The 15,581-nt window shown below is 38.1% G+C and carries 11 protein-coding genes; 2 read left to right on the top strand and 9 right to left on the bottom strand.

The window, feature by feature from the left end; genetic code table 11:
* Positions 1-10: 10 nt before the first annotated feature.
* Complete coding sequence (locus NSQ84_RS02700) at positions 11-436, bottom strand: transcriptional regulator GutM (protein WP_327856935.1); 426 nt, start codon at positions 434-436, stop codon at positions 11-13.
* 37 nt (positions 437-473) lie between these two features.
* Complete coding sequence (locus NSQ84_RS02695) at positions 474-1,721, bottom strand: SAF domain-containing protein (protein WP_066246931.1); 1,248 nt, start codon at positions 1,719-1,721, stop codon at positions 474-476.
* A 331-nt stretch (positions 1,722-2,052) separates the two neighbouring features.
* Here NSQ84_RS02695 and NSQ84_RS02690 point away from each other — a divergent pair, with 331 nt between their 5' ends.
* Positions 2,053-2,400 (top strand): hypothetical protein, encoded by a 348-nt coding sequence (locus NSQ84_RS02690; RefSeq protein ID WP_063386339.1) that lies wholly within the window; start codon positions 2,053-2,055, stop codon positions 2,398-2,400.
* 634 nt (positions 2,401-3,034) lie between these two features.
* Here the strand turns inward: NSQ84_RS02690 and manA are convergent.
* The 7 genes from manA to NSQ84_RS02655 form a co-directional block, all read right to left on the bottom strand.
* A complete protein-coding gene (gene manA / locus NSQ84_RS02685; RefSeq protein WP_339212197.1) occupies positions 3,035-3,982 on the bottom strand; it encodes a mannose-6-phosphate isomerase, class I in 948 nt (315 codons plus the stop codon).
* Between the two features lie 105 nt (positions 3,983-4,087).
* On the bottom strand, positions 4,088-5,293 hold the full coding sequence (locus NSQ84_RS02680) for a glycerate kinase (RefSeq protein WP_327873652.1): 1,206 nt from the start codon (positions 5,291-5,293) through the stop codon (positions 4,088-4,090).
* 45 nt (positions 5,294-5,338) lie between these two features.
* The gene (gene mngB / locus NSQ84_RS02675; RefSeq protein WP_130158519.1) at positions 5,339-7,954 is read right to left on the bottom strand and encodes a mannosylglycerate hydrolase; all 2,616 of its coding nucleotides are present in this window, start codon (positions 7,952-7,954) and stop codon (positions 5,339-5,341) included.
* Between the two features lie 62 nt (positions 7,955-8,016).
* Positions 8,017-9,273 carry a fructose-specific PTS transporter subunit EIIC gene (locus tag NSQ84_RS02670; protein ID WP_327873650.1) on the bottom strand — a complete coding sequence of 419 codons (1,257 nt, stop codon included), beginning with the start codon at positions 9,271-9,273 and terminating at the stop codon, positions 8,017-8,019.
* 32 nt (positions 9,274-9,305) lie between these two features.
* Positions 9,306-9,959 (bottom strand): fructose PTS transporter subunit IIA, encoded by a 654-nt coding sequence (locus tag NSQ84_RS02665; RefSeq protein ID WP_327873649.1) that lies wholly within the window; start codon positions 9,957-9,959, stop codon positions 9,306-9,308.
* A 125-nt stretch (positions 9,960-10,084) separates the two neighbouring features.
* Complete coding sequence (locus NSQ84_RS02660) at positions 10,085-10,834, bottom strand: MurR/RpiR family transcriptional regulator (protein WP_066246933.1); 750 nt, start codon at positions 10,832-10,834, stop codon at positions 10,085-10,087.
* Positions 10,835-11,047: 213 nt separating this feature from the next.
* Positions 11,048-13,477, bottom strand: coding sequence for a PBP1A family penicillin-binding protein (locus NSQ84_RS02655; protein WP_327873648.1), 2,430 nt, complete (start codon positions 13,475-13,477; stop codon positions 11,048-11,050).
* Between the two features lie 538 nt (positions 13,478-14,015).
* Here NSQ84_RS02655 and NSQ84_RS02650 point away from each other — a divergent pair.
* Positions 14,016-15,392: an amino acid permease gene (locus tag NSQ84_RS02650; RefSeq protein ID WP_066246937.1), complete on the top strand. Its 1,377-nt coding sequence runs from the start codon at positions 14,016-14,018 to the stop codon at positions 15,390-15,392.
* Positions 15,393-15,581: the final 189 nt, after the last annotated feature.

Here is a 15,581-nt window from a genome sequence, read left to right as displayed (position 1 = left end):
TCAGCACATTTTATATTGAAAGCTTTTTCTTTGAAATGGAAACGATAGCATTTTCGGCCGCCATCGATAAAGCCGCCAAAAATGAAGGGATTTGCCTCTTTTTTCCTGCAGCATTTTCTGTGAATTCATGGTGATCATCCAAAATTTTGGCTACATGATGGCCAATGTATTTTTCATATTTTTTAAACTTTGAGAAAACTGAAATACCTTTTAGAATATAGCAATCTTCTATAACATAATCCTTGTTCACTACAATCATTGCCATAGCGCCGGAACTAAATTTTCGCCGATTCATGCCTGAGTACAAAAAATACCCTTCTTTACCCTTGTAATGGCTTACAATTTTGTCGACATATTTTTTATAATGTCTGACTTGTATAATTGTCGCCACATATTGAACTAGCAAAATCATGGTTAAAATGATAGCAAGCTTCAAAAAGAATCACCCCCTTTGCTCTGCACAAATGCATTTTTTAGTTAGAAAATAGATGATCTTGAAGAGATCTTAATTTCCAAACGGTTGTGGATGGATCTAGCTCAACATCATCTAATGTTAAAAATTGACCTTGTTTAATGGAACGTTTTGCAACAATGTTTCCACTGATTAAACCGATTGGGATGTGTGAATTTTTCTTCATCTCTTGATGAGTTTCAAGCACGCCTCTTACTGAGTAGCCACCGATGCCATCAATGGCTTCTCCTGCTTGAATATCACGCTTGGCAACAGCGACTGTTTCTGAAACTGGCGCCCCTAATGGATGAATCGATGTATCGTGTTGCAATACTGCTTTTGCAATCGTAATAGGAGTTTCTAAACTTGCTAGATGATAAGGCCGGTAAAGAACGTAATGAGGGCCTTTGCCAACTTTCAAATATCTTAATTCTGCATCTACAGGTTCTAATTCGCTTTTCACAATGACAAACACGCCCGGTGCTAATCCGTTTACATATTCAACTACTCCGAATTGGCTTAAAACACCGCCGTTTTCTTGTAAATTCAACTTGTCGGCAACCGTTTCCAAATTTGCTTCCACGCCGTGCATACCAACTTTATCTGGAATGAGACCTGTAGCGTTGCTTAATAAATTCATTTCAGCCATTGTTTTTGTGCCGTCTTGGAACGCTGCAAGCATATGGGCGCTCATATGTTTTTGAGCAGCTTCTTCCTTGCATGTATCCGGATTGGCGTTTGGTATGAACGGGTTGTTTTTCCCTTTCCCAGCAACAAGCACTTCAAGACCCATTGTCTTCGCAAACTCATACAGTTCAAGCGTTGCTGCCGGTTCATCTCCCGCAGATCCTGTATAAACTAATCCGGCTGATGTAAACAAATTGTGCATAATTGATCCGATTGTAATATCTACTTCAACGTTAAGCAGCACTAAATGTTTTCTAGATCTTAATGCTTCCAGTGAAATGTTTGCACCAACTTCAGGAACCCCTGTAGCATCTACAATGACTTCTACTTCATCAGATTGAATCACTTTTCGGTAATCACTGCTGACAAGAACAGGATGTTTTTTCGTTAATTTCGATTGATAATAGCTGCTGGCTCTTTCTGCCGCTTCAATATTGACATCACAAATCCCTCTGACTTCCATGCCAGGTATGCGTGAGATTTGGGAAATCAGGCCGAATCCCATTTGCCCTGCACCAACAACACCTACTTTAATTGGCTGGCCGTCACGTTCCCGTGAAAGCAACTCTTGATAAATAGACATGTTTCCAGCTCCTTCTAGGCAATTTTTTGTCGTATGTGCATGTACCCTGTAACATTTGTTACGGCTTATAACATTTGTTAATCGTTTGTAATCCTTATTATATTCCAGATGTTTAAAAAGTCAATAAATTCTTGAAAGTATTTTTCAAACTTTTTATACTTTGAAATACATATTAAAATTTGGTTATAATGATTTAAATCGTTGAGATGTTTTATCAATTGTTGGCGTTAGAAACATTTTTATAGAAGGAAATGAATGCAGCTTTGAATAATATACTTAGTGTAGAGAAGGATTTTGGAGAATTCATCCTTCATAAAAAGAGGTGAAGAACGTGGAAATTAAAGAAATGGAAGCAACGTTATTTTGTATTCATTGCAATGAGGAACAAGATCACATCATTACTTACATTAACGATAAAATTTCAAGGATAGAATGTGCAAACTGCCATCACACAGTTGAAATAAAAATTGATTTATTAAACGAATTTTACCATGAGGTGTATGAAAAAATTGTTCATAAACCGGCTGAGATTACAGAGGAATACCGGAATGACCTCAGTAAATTTTTGCTTTCCCTTCCGATCCGGATCATAAAAAAGCCTTACAGCATTTATAAATATATGAAGCAGACACGAGATGTTTTCAAAACATTTAAAGAGAAGCAAAAACGGAAGAAATAGCTGAAGCTTCTGGAGATTTTGTTAATAATATCAAAATGAAAGCTGCGATTCTGACGGGTGAACATAAAATGAAAGTGATGAAACAAGTGTCATATAGCATTCGCAGCTTCCATCATCTCAGAAATAAAGTGTTATTGCTCACTGATCCAACTTTTATACATATAAAAAACAGGGGCACTTCGCATCAAGTGCACCCCAATTAAAAATAGGCCGAAATAAGAAAGTAATTTTTTTAATGTTTGTTGTGCCTTCATCATTCGTGTGATTGATTATGTTACCTTACTTTATAAGGAATGATTATTAATGAAGCATATTTTTTATGTGAGACTAGTTTTTTTGTAACAGGAAGTTTTATGTTATTTATGCATCGATTAACGGCTGAAGCAGTGAGATTTAGTCTAGGTATTGAGGAAACTCTTCATTTTAATCTTACACTATATATTCCGTCTATAGTATTTATAATTTTTGGAATAGTCATGATGATTAGTGTTATGATATACAGATCTATTAAAGAAAGAAATATGACCCGTTAAACACCAATAAATGACATAGAGCCTTAAATAAAAGGGGGCCCCAGATATTTGGACACCCTTTGTTTGAGTTGCTTCCTCTCTCTTCTATATGACCATAAATTCTATGGATGTGACACAATTGCTTCCAGCATTCCTTCGATCGTAAAATCTCCCGTTCCACTCGGCATAATCAAATGATCGCCTTTTTTGATTTTATATGTTTCTTCGCCTACTGTCAGCTTTCCATCCCCTTGTATAATACTAATCAATAAAAATTGTTTATCGTGTGTAAAGTCCGTTTTCTCTTTAATTTCCCATTTATAAACCGTAAAATATTTTCCTTTAACAAAGGTTGTGATCGTACCCCCTTCCCTCTTTTCAATTACTGGCTCAAAAGAAGAGCTTTTATGGGGAACAGCTATGACGTCAATCGCTTTGTCTACATGCAATTCTCTTGTATTTCCGTTTTGATCTTTTCGATCATAATCGTATAGTCGATACGTTGTATCAGAGCTTTGCTGTGTTTCTAAAACAATCGTCCCTTCGCATAACGCATGAATTGTTCCGCTCGGCACATAAAAAAAGTCGCCGGGCTTTACAGGGATGCGCTTTAATAGACGGTTCCACTCTCCGTTTTCAATGAGCGAAACGAGCTCTTCTTTCGTTTTCGCATGATGACCGAAAACAATCTCTGCATTTTCTTTACAATCAAGGATATACCAGCATTCCGTTTTGCCGAGTTCCCCGTTTTCATATTGTTTTGCGTATTCATCATCAGGATGGACTTGCACCGATAAATCGGCATTTGCATCGAGAATTTTGGTGAGAAGCGGAAAAACAGGGGAAGGATGATTTCCGAATAGTTCACGGTGTTGTTCCCATAGCTCCCCAACGTTTTTTCCTCGAAATGGACCGTTTTTCACAACACTCTGGCCGTTAGGATGGCCGGAAATCGCCCAGCATTCACCAGTATGTTTTGATGGAATATCATAGTCAAACAAATCTTTTAAAGCAGTTCCGCCCCAAATGCGTTCTTGAAAGACAGGCTGTAGAAATAACGGTTGGTTCATAAGAGGCCCCCTTTACTAAACTTTATGTTTCTTTTTCCTGACGCTTTGCAGCAATTAAGACCTCTTCTGATATTCGCCTTCATCTGGGAAAGAACGAATTATCAGTTAGTTACAATAAATTTTTCTCGAGTTTACCAAAAGTCTCATCACTTGTTCAGCTGTTACTTCCAGCTGCTTCGTTGTGATCTCTTCAAGCATGGCTTCATCAAGTGTCCGGCACTGTGTTTGAATGGAAAAAACAGCATCGAGATGTTCATTTATCCTTTCTAACTCTGTGTCGATACGGCCAGCCAGACCAATAACAGCTTTCCGATGATGCTTAGCATATTTCGCGACTGTAACAGGAACCTTTCCTAATAATGATTGTTGGTCTATACTGCCTTCACCAGTTATCACAAGATCTGCCCATCGAATTTTGTCCTTTAATCCTGTTAACTCCATGATGATTTCAGCACCTGGCACCATTTTTGCGTTCAGACATGCTGCCATGGCACCGCCAAGTCCGCCTGCTGCTCCTGCACCTGGGATTTCTTGAACATCAATCCCCGTTTCTTTATATAAAATCCTGGCAAACCTCTCTAAACCTTTGTCCAGTTCAACAATCTCAGCATCACTTGCTCCCTTTTGCCTCGCAAATATATGTGCAGCACCAGACGGTCCATAAAAAGGATTTAATACATCATTCGCAATGGTAAATTTACATTCTGCAATTTCCGATAATACTTTTTGTGTTGACATAGCTGCAGTGTTCAAAAGAGGGTTGGCCTCTTTTCCGATTAAGTTGCCATTTTCGTCGAAAAACTGCCAACCCAGCGCCTGTAGCATTCCGATTCCGCCATCATTGGTCGCACTTCCTCCCAATGAAAGGATAAAATGACGATATCCACGTTTAATTGCATCTTTGATCTGCTCTCCTAAACCGAATGTATTCGTCTTCATTGGGGTCCGTCTCTCTTCTGGAATCAGTGTCAATCCGCAGCTTGAGGCGCTTTCGATAAACACATGATCTGTCCCATTGTAAGGGAAAATAACATATTCAGCTGATACAGAATCCATTAAAGGACCTTTCACATTTACATGTACTTTTTTTCCGCCTAGTGTATAAAGAATGGCTTCTGCTGATCCCTCCCCTCCGTCTGCCATTGGGGAGACCACGACCTCTCTATCCGGGCAAACTCGAAGAATGCCATTTTTGATTGCTTCTCCTGCCTGAAGTGAACTTACTGAACCTTTAAAGGAATCAACTGCTATGACGATTTTGATACGCGACACTCCAATCTTCTGATCCTTTTTCTTATCAGATAAACTCATACGGAAACTCTTTTTATCGTTCAATAGATTTCGAGTATCCCATTGTCATTTAAAAAGCACCGTTATTACTTGATTCGGCTTTATTTTTGTTTCAATCTTGCGGCTGTCTGCTACTTCTAATAATTCCAGCGGTTTTTCATTTAAATTCGCTTTATAAGCTTCTTTCAAAATGCCATTTATTTCAAATGAAGCCGTTTTTGGTTTGTCTGTCGGATTATAGAATCGCAAAACAAGCTGGTCATCTTTTTCAGCTTTTTTCAAAGTACTTAACACAACTTCTGGAGACGATTCTTTTAGCAAACTGAATTTTACAGGTGTTTTAATATCCGCTTTATTTAGTTTCATGGCGTCATACGGAATTTTGTTATACACATGAATCGGTGTTAAGTATTCCTTAGCCATACGTCCGACATTCACTTCTAAAGCAGATCCCTGATGGGTCGTAATAGCAAAATCTAAAGTAAGCTTTCCGATCATTTGAGAATCAGGGGTAGGCAGCTTGATTCCTGAAGGCCTGCCTGGTCTTCTTAGCAATTCTTCTTTACCAAGTAAGCCAACACTTCTAAATAAAGTAATCGCAATCGTGTCGTAGTTTTTGCCAACAATTTCATATTCTCTTGTACTGTTTGTTAAAACGCTCATTCCATATTCTTCATTTGATAAACCAACAAAGCTCAGCATCGGATAAATCGGGTCTGGACGCTCGTCCCAATTTTCCTTTTCCCAAACATCCATTGCCTGATCATATACAGCACGTTTAATAAATCCAAATTGATTGTCAGAAATTGAAAATAGAGATGCGATACCCGTTGGAATAAGAACTCTCAATCGATGATCTCTCGCATGGTTATCAATTTCAAACTTTACTTCAATTATTGGTTTATGATTAGGAATAGTTAACTCAATATGGATATCTACAAAACTATCTGCATTTTTTTCTTTTCTCTTCTCTAAATTTTCAGGAACAGCCAATCTATATTGAATGTCAATTTTACCTGCAAATTGGTTTTGAGTTATATTAATTGCTGCATCAACATGATCGCTATAGATCAGCTCTTCATTCGGCAATGGTGAATAATCGTATTCATCACCATCGTCTCCTCCGTTTTCAAGTAAAAGTACATTATGGAACGTTTTATTTAAATGCTTATCGTAAATATTTATCGTACCGTTTGGATTCACACTTATTTCGTAAAAGTCCGTACAAATACGATCTTGAGCGCGAAATGAATTACTTAATTCCTTATTATCTTCTACGACAAAATAAGTTTTATAACCTAACGAAGGTATTCGATCTCTTAATTGGACAGTATATTTTATAAATGGTTCGTAGTTTCCGTAATGGACAATTTGACGATCAATTAAACCAGGATCCATTATTTCACTATTTAAAACTTCAAACTCGATTTCTTTTGCATCTTCATTAATTAACTTAAAAGACTTATATTTTGTAATTACGCTTGCTGTAATCACTTCATCGCGGTCATAAGGAAGTAAATTGAATGCAGTTAGTCGATCGAAATTCCAGTCAGTATCCATTGAATCAACAATTTTTCGTTTATAAAACTGGATCAATTGATCGATTTTTTCTTCCGCAATGAAGAAACGGCTGCAAATTTCTTGATGAACCTTATCAGAGCAGCAACAGCCAATACTGTCATGAGCGTGATTTTTCATGATTTCCTTCCATATGAGTTCAATTAACCCATGATGGTATTCAAAGCCTAAGCTGTAGGCAAGAGATGCGAGCGGTTCTAAAATGTTTGTTAATTTATTTTCAATTCTTGTATTAGCTGACTTAATATCCATGCGAGTAGAATAAATACTTCGGTGAACACGCATATACTTCCCGTCTAAAAATTCACCTTTTAAAGTCGGCAAATCACTGTTTTTTTCTAATTCTGCAAAAACATTCTCATATTTACTTAAGAAAAACTCACGATCTGGATATAACCTTCTAAGTTTTTCGATAATAGTAAAAATGTTTTTTTGAATCGGCATTTGATCATGTCCGTTCGGAAGAATAATATGCTCCGTCGTTGCTCCCTTATCCAACACGGCAAAATATTTATTGATCCGTTCTTGAAGCTTCTGTTCATCCTCAGGTAAATATTTACCGATCGCATACCCTAAAGGAAATAACTGGACAAGTACTTTAGAACCTTCATCAGATTCCCAATAAAACTCTGTCTTGTCTGTTCCATGCCGTTCAGAAGCACCGCGCCAGAAAATAGAATATTTAATATCAAATCCTCTTAAGATTTGCGGGATTTGCGAAGATTGTCCAAATGAATCTGGAAGATAACCAATTTTCATATAATCCCCAAATTCTTCACAATCCTTAATTCCATATAATAAATTCCGTACAATGGATTCTCCGCCAACAACCATTTCATCTGTTTGTGTATACCAAGGGCCTATAATCAGTTTCCCTTCTTGCACAAGCTTTTTGATTCTCTCTTTATTCTCCGGTTTAACTGCAAAATAGTCTTCCAAAACAGCTGTTTGCCCATCCAGAACATAGTAGGGGTACTCTGGATGATTTTCTAGCATATCTAAAATTTCTTCCATATTATTAACTAGTAAGATTCTCGATTCTTCAGTTGAAAAGTACCATTCTCTGTCCCAATGCATATGTGGAACGATATGAACTTTTTTCATGGTGTCCTCCGATCAATTAAATATTTTGTAGTAGAACTCGTTGCTTCCACGCCTTAAGCGGCTTATGCAGCTTGCGGTGAATGTTGATTATGCTTTTCTTTTTTTAATTTGTTTTTACGCGTGACTATTAATAAACACATCGATACAAACGCACCAAGAAGTGCAGCTCCTAACCATATACCTGCTCCTATCAACAACGGTTTCCCTTGCAGCAGCGCAAGCGAGAAGATTCCAGCACCAGGTACATTGAGTCCAATTTGATAAAAGGAAACAATCGCACCAGTAATAGCTGATCCAACCATAAGGGATGGAATCACGCGAAGCGGGTCTTTCATTGCAAACGGAATCGCTCCTTCAGTAATACCTGCAAGCACTAATAGCCATGTTTGCTTTCCGACTTCTTTTTCTTCTTTATCAAAATATTTTTTAGCAACAATCGTCGCAGCTGTTATTGAAAAACCAGAAACCATTTTCACAGATGCAAAGGCAGCATATGGAACAAAGTTGCCGCTGGCCATAGCTCCAATACAGAATGTATAGGCAGCTTTATTGACTGGGCCGCCGAGATCGAAAGATACCATTGCCCCTAGAATAGCTCCTAAAAGAATGGCGTTTGTACCCGACATACCCTCTAACCAGCTGATTAAGCCCTGATTTAAAAATGCTAGTGGTTTTCCAACAACAAACAGCATAATTGAACCGACAACAAGTGTTCCAACTACCGGATACAGCCAGAAGCTGATAAACCCGGCAAATGTTCCTCTAGGTTTAACAGTTTCTTTTAAATATTTAAGGAAATAACCGGCTAAAATACCTCCGAGCATACCGCCCAGAAAACCGCTGCCAATTAAATTTGCAGCTACGCCTGCCGCAAACCCCGGCCCCAATGCCGGCTTATCCGCAATCGAGTAGGCCATATATGCCGCAAGAATTGGAACCATTAAAGTCCCTAATAATGTTCCGCCCAACTGTCTTAACAGCCAAAGCCATGACCCTTCTGTATCATAAACTTCCTGAAGACCAAAAGCCTGGGAGATCAATACAGCAGCTGCCAGAGTCATACCTCCAGCGACAATAACCGGAATGATGTAAGAAATTCCTGTTAAGATGGAATCCTTTATTTCAGTTTTAAAGCTTTTTTTCTCGTTTTCTTCTGTCCCATGTGAAGAGTTAACCGAACCAGCATATTCCTTTTTCTCGACATTTTCAGATTTCTCTAATGCTTGCGTGATAATCGCTTTTGCATTTTTCAGCGGTGCGGCCACAGAGGTTTTCACTTTGGGAAGATGACTGTATCTTTCTTCATTTTTTACCGCCACATCAGCCGCAAAAATAACAGCATCGGCTTTTCTTAATAACTGTGTAGTATGGCGGTCTTCAATGCCGTTCGCTCCTTGCTTTCAACGAAAATATCAACTCCAAGCTCTTTACCTGCATTTACTAACGCCTCTGCCGCCATATAAGTATGGGCAATGCCAGCCGGACAAGCGGTAACTGCTAAAATTGTTTTATTCATTTTATTGGCTGCTTCAGCATTTTCTTCTTGAAATTGATGATCTAAATGATAAAATAACTCATAATTGGTTTTCGATTTCAATAAACGGTTTTTGTACTCTTCATTTGATAACCTTTTCACAAGTTCTGATAATAACGACAGGTGTGTTGAACCGCTTTCATTTTCAGGAATAGCAAGCAATACAACCAAAGTCACTTCATTATTTGGATCAATGCTTTCCCAGTTAATGATCGGTTTTTTAAGAGTTGCAACGGCAAATGCTGCTTCTTTTACTGCTGCCGACTTACCATGCGGAATCGCCAGTCCGCCTTCAAAGCCTGTCGGGGATAAACTCTCTCTTTCCATGACAGCCTGGTAAAAATCTTTTTCCGAATACAGCTTCCCTGCTTCATATAATTTTTTAATTAAAAAATTGATAACTTCATCTTTCGAAGCAAAGGATTGATTCGTACTAATTAAATCAGGTGATGTCGCAGATACTAATTGCATAAAATCAATCTCCTTTACTTATCAATTGCTGTAACTTTAGCCTTATCGTAGCATAAAAAAAAAGAAGAAGAGATTTCTTCTTATTTTTACACAGTTATTCTTTAATAGAGCGCTTTCATGTGTATTTATACACATCCGCACGTTTCTTTCCAGAAGTATTCTGACAAAGTACGCAAAACAATCATTGGAGATGTTTTATCAGTGACATTGTAGCCGTTCAGCAATTTCTTAGGAGCATGACAATATAGATTGACATCTGCTAATTTCTGAAGAGAATTACGATAAAAATGAGTAAGCGATATGACACAAATTGATTTCATCTTGCCTAGCTCTGCCATTTCCAACACTTGAGGAGTTTCTCCTGATAAACTAATAAGGAAAAGAATATCTCCACTTTTAAGCCGGTTGATCCCATGCCTGATTTCGTGAGGATGAATAGAATAATCGGATTGTTTTCCGGCAACCTTCAAGTTTTTGACCATCATTTCACAAAAAATCACTGAATCTCCTACACCAAAAAATAAAATATTTTTTGCTTCACGTAACAACCTTGTTACAAGTTTAATCTTATCCATATCCATTAAATCAAACGTTTTTTGTACAGTTGTATATAAGCTGTTTTCTACCATATCCTGTCCTTTTAGCTCTGTATGCAATTCTTCCTTAAGACTGTTTTTAAGATGTGAATACCCATCATATCCTAGTTTTTTGCAGAGTCTTGTAATGGTATTTGGAACTGTATATAAAGACGCAGCAAGTGATTGAATAGACATCGTAACAACAAGCTTTTTATTATTCACAATATATTCGATGATTTGATCATCTGTATCATTCAACTTATATTCAAATTTTTGAGCACGCTCTTCTAAGAACATTCTGAAAATCACCTCTACAAATCTTTGCTGACACAGATCCGATTGCTCTAATTATATCAAATTTGAAGTCGATAAAAGCGTATACAATTGCTGCAAGCTATATGTTTTTTCCTAAATGAACACAAACTTTCTCATCTCTACAAAAAAATAGTAGCACAAACCATGGCCGTGGTCTGCACTACTATTGTTAGTATGTTTTTTCAACCCTTTTGTTTATGGACTGCCGTTATCCGTTGATTGCTTTTCAGATTGTGATTTTCCGTTCGGATTGGTTGTGCCGGCTCCTTTTCCTGGACCATTATTACTGCTTGATCCGCTGCCATTCCCGTTGCTATTCGAGCCGCCGTTTCCGTTATTATTTGATCCGTCAGTTCCGTTATTTCCTCCTGATGGTTTTTGGCCGTTTCCTTGGTCGCTGCCGTTGTTAGCTGGCGGTTGTGGCTGCGGCTGTTCATTGGCAGGAGGCTGATTTGGCTGCTCTATTTCTTTATTATCTTCAGGCTGCTCTTTGTTGTCCTCAGAATTTTCTTGCTGCTCTTTATCCATGTCATTTTGATTGTTCTCTTCTTTTGGCTCCTGATTTTCCTCTTCTTGTTTTTGCTCCTGTTCATTATCTTTTACTTGATCCTGTTTTTGATCCTCTTTTTTATCCTTTTCTTTTTGTTTTGGAATTGCTGGGATTGGAGTTCCCCTTACAAATAATTCAGTTCGGCCGCCAACCACTCTTTCGACGACACTGTCCGGTTTTTCAAAATCAGGTGTTTCTATTTTTTCAGAAACGTGAGACATGATTTCTTTAAAAATAAGTCTTGAAATCTTCGCCTTCTCGTTTGTCACATACGTTTCCTGAGTCGTCTGGTCGTATCCCGTCCAAACCGCAGCCGCATAACGAGTCGTGTAGCCGACAAACCAGGCATCAGATGTTCCATCTCCTCGTATATTTTCCGGCAAGTTGGTTGTTCCTGTTTTTCCTGCTAGTGGAAGTCCTGGGATGTTCGCCAGTCGTCCTGTTCCTTCTTTCACGACGGTTTTCAACATATCGGTCATCATGTAGGCGGTATAGTCGCTCATCGCCTTCACCGGTTTGGAAGAAAGATCGATTTCTTTACCGTTTGGATAGACGACTTTCCTTACCGTAAAAGGCTTATGATAAACGCCCTCATTTCCAAAAGCGGCATACGCCCCAGCCAATTGAAGCGGGGACACACCTTTATTAAAGCCTCCGATCGCATATGAAGGATAGATCTGATCGAGCGGGATTCCGAGTTTTTCCGCAAATTCTTTTGCCCGGTCTTCCCCTACCTCCAAAAATGCTTTTACAGCCGGTATATTGTAAGACCATTGTAACGCTTTTCGCATCGATATACTGCCGCGATATTGACCGTCCCAGTTTTTGATTTCTTTGCCATGGATGGTGAGCGGCTCGTCAATGAACTGTTTATATGTAGACCATTTGAAATGTTCGATTCCCGGGCCGTAATCCAAGATCGGCTTAATCGTCGAACCTGGCTGTCTTTTCGTTTGTGTTGCGTAGTTAAAACCTCTTTGTACTTCTTGATCTGAGTTGCGGTTTCCGCCAATTGCCCTGACGGCGCCAGTCTGTGTATCAAGTAGCACGACTCCTGCCCGGAACTGATCGTCTGGATAATAAATGTATTGATCAGTTGTCAGCACTTTTTCTGTAAATTTTTGAGCATCCGGATCAAGGGTTGTATAAATTTTTAAACCGCCCGTATAGATATCCTTTTCCGATATTCCGGCATCAACTATATCTTTGATGACTTGATCGATAAACGCTTGATATTTCGGCCCTTCTTTTTTCTTCTTTAATAATTTCTCAACCGGGATCGCTTTCGCATCTTGCTCTTCTTTTTCGGTAATAAAGCCATACTTCCTCATTAACGACAATACTATATTTCTTCTTTTTTCAGCTAAATCCGGATTTTTAAATGGATCGTATTCGCTCGGTCTTTGCGGCAGCCCCGCCAACAGCGCCGCTTCACTAATCGTCAGCTTTTTCACGGATTTGTTAAAATATGTTTCTGCCGCTGTCGCAACCCCGTATGCTCCTTGACCGAAATACACTTTATTTAAATACATTTCAAGAATTTCTTCTTTTGAGTAGCGTCGTTCCAACTGAACAGCCAAGTAAGCTTCTTGTATTTTTCGCTTGAGCGTTTTTTCAGGCGTTAAGAATGAATTTTTGACTACCTGCTGGGTAATCGTACTTCCGCCTTCAGCGCCGAATCCTTCTTTTACATTCGCAACGGTTGCACCTGCGATTCGTTTAAAATCGATTCCATTATGCTCAAAAAACCGCACATCTTCTGTTGCGATAAACGCATTTTGTACATTTTTCGGTATATTTTCGATTTTGATGATTTTCCGATGTTCGCTTCCTGAAATATCTCGCACTTTTTCATTATACATATCATAAACGGTTGAGGATAACGGATCTTTCAGTAATTTCGGGTCTAGTGCAGGGGCGCTTATAATGTAAGACAATACCACGATACCGCCCGCAGTCATCATTACGATAATCGCAAGAATAAAGGCTGTCATGATTTTTATGAGCGGAGATTTTTTAGAAGCTGATTTCTTTTTTTGACGTTTCTCCATACGCGTCTGATATTGATCTCCCATTTCCGTCTCCTCCTAACCTGTATAGAAGGTAATCTATAAATAATACACGATTAAGATTATACGGATGACGAGAAGATTTTTGTGGTGGAATTTGTCGGCAACAGACAATTTTTTTTTTACAAAAAAATTATAACACTTATTTGAACTACTCTTAAAATAAAACACTTTTTAGAATAGTACCCCTGTTTTGAAAAAGATTTGCGGACCTTCATAACATTCCTCTTCATTTAGTAAGTGTTTTATCGAACAGATCGTAATAAGTTCCTACTAAATAGAGGAAGAATCGACCTTATCTTTGCTCCGTAAATATCTTCGAAGTTCAAGAGTATTGCTATTTACCATAAATTGTAACAGTTTTATAGCAATGAGTTTTTTCATTATTCTTTGATGAATCGAAAGAATATTATATACTAGAAACATATTTATTTTTTTTACTTAAACGCAGAAAAGCGTAAAACCTGAAAAGCGATTAAGTAAAAAAGTATGCTGCCAGTTATTCTAGTATATTTTTCATAATGGACAGAAAGGCATGAACACCATGGAAAAAGATCAAACATTAAAAAAAGGGTTATTACCTCGACATGTTCAGTTTATTGCGCTAGCAGGCATGATTGGAACAGGAATTTTTAAAGGGAGCTCAGATACATTAAATATTGCCGGCCCAAGTGTTGTAATAGCTTACTTATTAGGAGGCCTTTTATTATTTATTGTCATGACGGCACTGGCTGAGATGGCGATTGTTTATCCGAACTTAAACGTTCAGCATCTTGTTTATAAAGCTTTTGGCTTCCATATATCCTTTATTGTAGGATGGCTTTATTGGATCAATTGGATTGTTGTCACCGTTGTTGAAATTTTAGCAGCAGGAAGCTTTCTGAAATATTGGTTTCCAACCGTACCGTTATGGCTTTTAAGCCTCCTTTGTATGGTTTTAATCATTGGAATGAATTTGTTTCAAGTAAAGTACTATGGTGAAATTGAGTTTTGGTTTGCAGGAATTAAAATTTTCGCATTAATCGCTTTCATTTTATTAGGCTTTGGCATTTTGTTTGGAATTATTCCGAGCAATATTGATGATCCTTTTTCTAACTACACGGCACACGGCGGGTTCTTTCCTTATGGAATTGGAGGAATGTTAAGCGCCTTTTTAGTCGTCATGTTTTCATACGGCGGGGCTGAGTTAATCGGTGTTGCGGTCACAGAAACAAAAGATGCAGAAAAGGTTTTGCCAAAAGTCATTAAAGGAACGATGTGGAGAGTTATTCTCTTTTATATGCTTCCTATTCTTATTATTTGTGGTTTAATGCCGTGGAATCAAGTGACAGGGGAAGACAGTCCATTTGTCCAAGTATTGAGCATCACAGGTCTTCCTGGAGCCGCTCATATTATGAATTTTGTCCTTATTACTGCTGTTTTATCAGCGGCGAACTCAGGGATTTACGCAACTTCCAGAACATTATATTCCATGGCTCAAAGCGGTGAAGCGCCAAAAAGATTTTTAAAGATTTCCAAACAAGGAATACCGATCAACTGTATTACCGTTACGGCTATCTGTATTTTATTTGGGGTATTTTTAGCTTATATGACTCCAGACCGAGTCATCAGCTATTTAATGACGATACCTGGTTTTACGATTATTTTATTATGGACAAGCATTTGTCTGGCTCAGCTAAAGCTTCGTTCTCAGTATAAGGAGAAACCATATTTCCAAGTAAAATGGTTCCCATACACAACGATAGTAGCCACCGTTTCATTATTGGTCATCTTTTTCTCTTTTATCTTTAATAAGAAAAATATGATCGGTTCTACTGTTTGCCTTGTCATCTTAGCACTGCTCACCATTTTTTCTTTTATGAATAAAAACAGAAAAGAAAAAAGCGATAAAAATAACAAGGATATGGTAGAAAGTCCGTAAAATAAGGACATTAAAAGACTCATTCGTAACTCTGTCAAAAAAATGCAGTGTCTTGAAAAATGCACATGATAACAAATTTTAGGGGGGAAACCTTCCCCTGTCAGACAGTCGATTATAAACGGCTTTAGCCCTTTAGAACACAGGGCTAAAGCCGTTTTTATGATAGTTTTCCCACCGGAAGACGGGAAT

Source organism: Aeribacillus sp. FSL K6-3256, from assembly GCF_037965805.1.
Classification (GTDB): Bacteria; Bacillota; Bacilli; order Bacillales; family Aeribacillaceae; genus Aeribacillus; species Aeribacillus composti.
This window is presented reverse-complemented; position numbering and strand designations above follow the sequence as displayed.

Coding starts and splice junctions, on each gene's coding strand:
- NSQ84_RS02695 (WP_066246931.1), bottom strand. CDS start 1,721: ATGTCTATTTATCAAGAGTTGCTTTCACGGGAACGTGACGGCCAGCCA.
- manA (WP_339212197.1), bottom strand. CDS start 3,982: ATGAACCAACCGTTATTTCTACAGCCTGTCTTTCAAGAACGCATTTGG.
- NSQ84_RS02680 (WP_327873652.1), bottom strand. CDS start 5,293: ATGAGTTTATCTGATAAGAAAAAGGATCAGAAGATTGGAGTGTCGCGT.
- mngB (WP_130158519.1), bottom strand. CDS start 7,954: ATGAAAAAAGTTCATATCGTTCCACATATGCATTGGGACAGAGAATGG.
- NSQ84_RS02665 (WP_327873649.1), bottom strand. CDS start 9,959: ATGCAATTAGTATCTGCGACATCACCTGATTTAATTAGTACGAATCAA.
- NSQ84_RS02660 (WP_066246933.1), bottom strand. CDS start 10,834: ATGTTCTTAGAAGAGCGTGCTCAAAAATTTGAATATAAGTTGAATGAT.
- NSQ84_RS02655 (WP_327873648.1), bottom strand. CDS start 13,477: ATGGGAGATCAATATCAGACGCGTATGGAGAAACGTCAAAAAAAGAAA.
- NSQ84_RS02650 (WP_066246937.1), top strand. CDS start 14,016: ATGGAAAAAGATCAAACATTAAAAAAAGGGTTATTACCTCGACATGTT.